5 protein-coding genes are annotated in these 5,296 nt (G+C 35.8%); all 5 read right to left on the bottom strand.

What is annotated here, in order from left to right:
- Positions 1-176 precede the first annotated feature (176 nt).
- On the bottom strand, positions 177-746 hold the full coding sequence (locus tag CK510_RS33030; protein WP_211293306.1) for a hypothetical protein: 570 nt from the start codon (positions 744-746) through the stop codon (positions 177-179).
- 114 nt (positions 747-860) lie between these two features.
- Positions 861-2,354, bottom strand: coding sequence for a pentapeptide repeat-containing protein (locus tag CK510_RS25675; RefSeq protein ID WP_211293305.1), 1,494 nt, complete (start codon positions 2,352-2,354; stop codon positions 861-863).
- A gap of 438 nt (positions 2,355-2,792) precedes the next feature.
- Positions 2,793-3,521 carry a HEAT repeat domain-containing protein gene (locus tag CK510_RS25670; RefSeq protein ID WP_095724371.1) on the bottom strand — a complete coding sequence of 243 codons (729 nt, stop codon included), beginning with the start codon at positions 3,519-3,521 and terminating at the stop codon, positions 2,793-2,795.
- 154 nt (positions 3,522-3,675) lie between these two features.
- Positions 3,676-4,782, bottom strand: a complete 1,107-nt coding sequence (locus tag CK510_RS25665) for a HEAT repeat domain-containing protein (protein ID WP_095724370.1) — start codon at positions 4,780-4,782, stop codon at positions 3,676-3,678.
- Between the two features lie 251 nt (positions 4,783-5,033).
- On the bottom strand, positions 5,034-5,296 hold a 263-nt coding region (locus tag CK510_RS25660), incomplete at its 5' end, for a type II toxin-antitoxin system RelE/ParE family toxin (RefSeq protein WP_143289438.1).

Genomic DNA, 5,296 nt, shown 5'->3' with positions numbered 1-5,296 from the left:
AATCTAAATTATTATAATTGTTGTGGGGTGGGCATCCCTGCCTGCCCTAATATATAATTTAGGTGCTTTTTAGCTTATCCAATACACTGACCTAACCCCCCAACCCCTTCCCTTGTAGGGAAGGGGAGTAAGATAAATGTATTTTACTCATCTGAAAACTGCTATAATATTGATGTTTATGCGACGCTAAAGAACTGAGCGACTAAAGGTAATAACTTGCCACAAGTTTTTACCAGTTCTACTGTTGATGGTAAATCGGCAATTGTACCTTTGAGAAACTTCAGAGAATTTTTAACTACCTTTTGTATTCCGCTATCTTCGGGTTTTTGCCCAGCTTCGGCAATTGTTTGTAATTGCTTTAATGCTTCTTCTTTATCTTCATTGCTTAAATTTGTATCTGTTTCAATTGCAGTTTGCAGTTGTTTGAGTAACTCTTTAATTCCTGGTTCTTGAGATGCTTCTGAGTCGGGTAATTGATTAATTGTATTGGTGACATTACCGCTAATAGCACCCAGTACAACACCTGTCATTGTTTGGTTTTCACCAGCAGCAGCAATACCGCTAATATTAGCTTGAGTTCCGCTAATGCTAACGTTGCCTTTATTTTGTTGGGACATATTAAAATCTCCTTGGGTTTGATAGGTTTCTACGTAAAACTTAGGTTGATGAATGGCATTATGAAGTAAATTTTCTAAGCTATGAATGCGTTCATCTTTTTCTTTAATCCCAATTAATAGTGTTTGCATATCACTATAAGGTAAAGATTTAATTTTACTATAGGTTTTAAAATATTCATGATATAGTTCCGACCGATTTACACCTCCAGCAACAACAGCTTGAAGACGAACTTTTTCATGTCCTCAACCTTCCAAAGAAACAACTTCTAAGGCAGCTTCAGGGTAATTATCAGCTAATTGGGTAATTGCGATCGCAGCAGCAGTTGGGTCGATTCCTTCATAGTGAAATAAGTCTAATGTTTTGAATTTGCTTGCTACTTTCCGAGGGTCTATATTTTGAGTTTGATATAAGTCGAGTGTTTTAATAATTGGGGCAATAAAATCAGCAAAATCTCCTTCTTTGAAAGCTTCATTTTTATTATCTGGTTTGCGACAGGGGTCAGGATCATCTTTTGTGGGTAATCGCATATAAATATATTCGCACTCAATCGATTCGAGTTGAGTATCGGTAGAAATTCCCCAATTTTGAATATAAGCTCCCGTTAAATAAGCATGATTTAAATTAGTTTGATATAACTGCGATCGCGCTAGTTTTGCACCTGATAAATTGGCATATTCTAAATTAGCTAAACTCAAATCACTACTAACAAAGCTGGCATTTTGGAGGTTGGCATTTTGGAGATTTAATCCCCGTAAATCTAAATAATCAAAGTTTGTATCTCGACCATCTTTAGTAGTTATAAGTTGTCGGATTCTCGCATCTTTTAAATATGTATTATCAATACGTGCTTGGTCTAAATGTCGGGCTTCAACCCAACAAGTGCGGGTTAAAATAGCATTGCGAAAATCTACACTTTTGAGCGTTGCTTGGGTAAAATTAGCATCAGTTAAATCTGCATTATAAAATTTCGTTCCACCTTGGCAGACAATCCCAACAGCCAAAACTTTAATCAGCGCATATTTTTGATTACCCGATATTGCTTGCCAACCAACATAAGCACCCAAAGTAATTGCCGCTAAACCGACTATCCAAGAAACAAAGTAAGCTGAAGGTTGCGATCGCACTCCCAACAATGCACCTAAGAGAATCCCAAATAATGCCATGAATATAATGATAAATCGCACTTTTGGTAAAGTCATAATTCTTGCGATCGCAATTGCTAAAGCCATATTTACTAGTCCAGCTAAGGAACCAGCTAAACCGATGACTGTAAATACAGCACCAACAATTAGGGAGTCGATAAGTTGACTTTCTGTTTCTGGTAAAAAAGCGAGTATAGCAATTAGGAAAGCAGCAATAACTTCGGATAAGATTGCTAGTGTGCTGCCCAAACCCTGCCAAAAAATTATAATTAAAAAGCTAATTAAAGAAATTAAAGAAATAATTCCAAATGTTGTATGTCCGTAAGTTCTGCCGCTTAATAAATCTCCGATAAAAGCACCAGCATAACCCGCAATTAATCCGGCAAATAAAGATATGATTAAAGATAAAATAATTAAACCGACTGTCCAAATTATCGGTAAACCTGCTTTTGCATTGGAAAAATTTGTACCGACAAGTATTGCACTGGAAAAGTTTGCACCGCGAATATCAGCATTGCTAAAATCTTCACCAGTTAGGTTTTTTCCTCGGAAGTCAACATTTTGGAAATTTTTCTGGCAAACTTTATCTACCATGTCGATTTACCCGTTTGTTACATTTTTCTTTCTCAAAGTCTCGAATACATATATTAATACAGGGATATTACGTACAATTATGCAAAATTAGATAATTTGTTTCTTCATTACTTGTTATGCTAAAAACGCTTATAAAATAGCTCAAATTCTTTGCTGGACAAGAAAGATAGCTTTTGAACTTGGATTTTGAACATTTGGAACAAAATCAAGCTTAGAACTGCCCGAAAGCTTGCTATTAAAGGAAAATTCCGAATTATTGTTTCAAATTCAGCATAACACCTACGGAAGAGCCGATAATTTTTTAATTAAAAATTTTGGTGTTGCAGGTTTGAGCTAATGAATTTGTTTCACGCAGAGGCGCAGAGTCGCGGAGAATAGAAGTTAAGATTATTGATCTGTTTTGATTTCATATTTCAATTAAGCAATATCAAAGTTCATTTATCCGCATTTCCATTTGAAAATAGTACGCAGTGCTGGAAATCGACACATCAAAGGTGGTTTTGACTGTGTAAGTAATCCTGTTCTTATTGTTCCTGCTTTTGCTATAACTGTAACATTACTAACACCAACATTACCAAACTCCATAATTCCCACTAATGCTCTTGTCGCAGCAGAACGAACATTTATATTTTCATCTTTGACAGTATCATTCAAAGCAGGAATAGCGTCTTTTGCATCAAAACCAATCTCAGCTAAAGCATTTGCAGCTTGACAACGAATATACCAATCCTTATCTTTGAGAGCAGTAATCAGTGTGGGAACACCTTTTTTACCAAATTTCGATAATGCGAAAATTGCAGAAGTGCGAACATCCCAACGTGTTTCTTTTGATAGTAAATCACTCAATGGTGATATTGCATCTGGTGAACCAATTTCTCCAAGTGCAGTAATCACCATAATCCGAACTTGCTTATTTTGATTTTTCAAAGCTTTAATTAATTCTGGAACTGCTTTGTCTTTACAAGCAACTAGCGCATTGTAAATAGATTGTTCTCCATTGCTAAGTTTTTGGACATAGTTTTTAATTTCGACTTCGCTACACTGCATCTGAGTTGATGGATTTTGAGCAAAGGTTTCGGTAGTGACGATAAAAAGTGAGATTATCCCACTCAATACCATTAAAACTAAAAAAATACCACCTCGATACTGATATTGCTGTCCACGCATGATTTACCTCCCAGAAAAATATTTACCCTCAGAAAATGCGTGGTGGGTTTTGAAAAAAGTTTAGATAATCATAGCTAACTACAAATGATAGTCGTAATATTACTGATTTTGTTTCAGATATATTTTTTACTTTTTCTTCTCAAAAAGGATAATTCTACTTCGGACATTTCCACCAAAGTAAAGCTCTAATCGCAGGTATTTTACACATTGGACGTGGTTTCTTAATAGCGCTAGCTGTGAATTTACCAATTGAAGTGGTGTCTGCTTGCAAGGTAGCGCAGGAGGAAAATCGGAGAGAGCTTGGAAGTTTAAAATCGCTCATTTTCCTTTTTCGCACAATTAAAGCAACTGTTTTTTGATATTTTTTGAGTACAGAATTTGCTTGCTGAGATTGGGAATTTGAAAGGGATATAACTGCTACATAACGAACTCGTATATCTTCCTTATTATCTAAGATAACTCTCGTTAATATTGGTATCGCATAACTATAACTAGTCATTTGTCCAAATAATGCGATCGCACCAACTCTAACTTTCCAATCTTTATCTTTTAAAGCTGTATTCAATTCAGGAATTATATCTGTATTTATGTCTTTTAAAGCGAAATAAAAACTATAAGGACAAACATCTGACTCTTCAACAAATGACTTACCAAAAGTCCGAATCATTGCAGGAACAGATGATTTCGCATTGGAATGCATTTTGCCCAGAACTACCGCAGCATACAAACGACTTTTCCAACTTCCAGTGTTCAAAGTTTTTATCAACCCAGGAAGTGCAGGTTTGCCAATTTTCACAAGTGCATTTATAGCTGCTGTCTGCACATCCTCATCTTTGTCTTCAAGTGCTGTAATTAATGATAGAACAGCACGTTTGCGAATTTTACCCAGTGCATCCACAGTAATTAGTCGCACTTCTACACTTTTATCTTTGAGCGCTATCTTTAAAGCTGGAACTGCTAGTGCTGCTGGAATCCCAATTTCTCCAAGTGCTGCGATCGCAATAACACGAGTACTCTCATCGGGATTATCTATAGTGTTAATTAAAGCGGGAACTGATTGAGAACGACATGCTACCAATGCATCAAAATCAGATGTTTCCCCTTTACCGAGTTGTTGAATATATTTTTTTATCTCTACTTCGCTACATTGCTGCGACTGAGTTGATGGAGTTTGAGCTAGTGCTTCGATATTAACTAAGGTGGTTGTTACAGTCGAAGATAGCAGTAAAGATAATATCCAAATAGATGTTGATTTACGCATGACACAACTCCTTGGGCAAAATAATCACTTCGCAAGATGTCTGGAGAATACATCTTACTTTCGTAGTTACACGTACATGGTATACAAAAGCAAGTCGTATTATTCCGGATATTTAACTACGGATATTTTTAAGGGAGCAAAACCCAGTGGAGCGAAAGATTGAATAAAGCTTTCAATGCTGAGTTAAGAAAGCAGTAACCCACCTGAGTATAGAAAAACGGTTTCTAAGATATTAATTGAGGAATATAAAATTAACTTGATTCTTCAGTATTCTTAAATTGATTCAATAACCTTTTTCCATGTACGACTGCTGCAATAATCACAGTCTCATCTTGAATTTGATAAATAATTCGATAACTATACGCAAAAACTTCCCTAATGCTATCTTCTTTAAATTCAGGAACAATTCGACCTAAAAGGAGAAAATTGCTTAAGGTTCTGGTGGAATCAAGTATCTTTTCAATTACTGCTCCCGAAATGGTATTACTTGGTAAAGCATCTACTTGTATTATGA

Origin of the sequence: Brunnivagina elsteri CCALA 953 (assembly GCF_002289455.1) — a bacterium.
In the GTDB taxonomy this organism is placed as follows: domain Bacteria; phylum Cyanobacteriota; class Cyanobacteriia; order Cyanobacteriales; family Nostocaceae; genus Brunnivagina; species Brunnivagina elsteri.
Note: the sequence above shows the minus strand (reverse complement) of the source record. Positions and strands in the feature narration are given on the sequence as shown.

Excerpts from the sequence above, each read along its gene's own strand:
- CK510_RS33030 (WP_211293306.1), bottom strand. The coding sequence starts at position 746 with ATGCAAACACTATTAATTGGGATTAAAGAAAAAGATGAACGCATTCAT.
- CK510_RS25675 (WP_211293305.1), bottom strand. The coding sequence starts at position 2,354 with ATGGTAGATAAAGTTTGCCAGAAAAATTTCCAAAATGTTGACTTCCGA.
- CK510_RS25670 (WP_095724371.1), bottom strand. The coding sequence starts at position 3,521 with ATGCGTGGACAGCAATATCAGTATCGAGGTGGTATTTTTTTAGTTTTA.
- CK510_RS25665 (WP_095724370.1), bottom strand. The coding sequence starts at position 4,782 with ATGCGTAAATCAACATCTATTTGGATATTATCTTTACTGCTATCTTCG.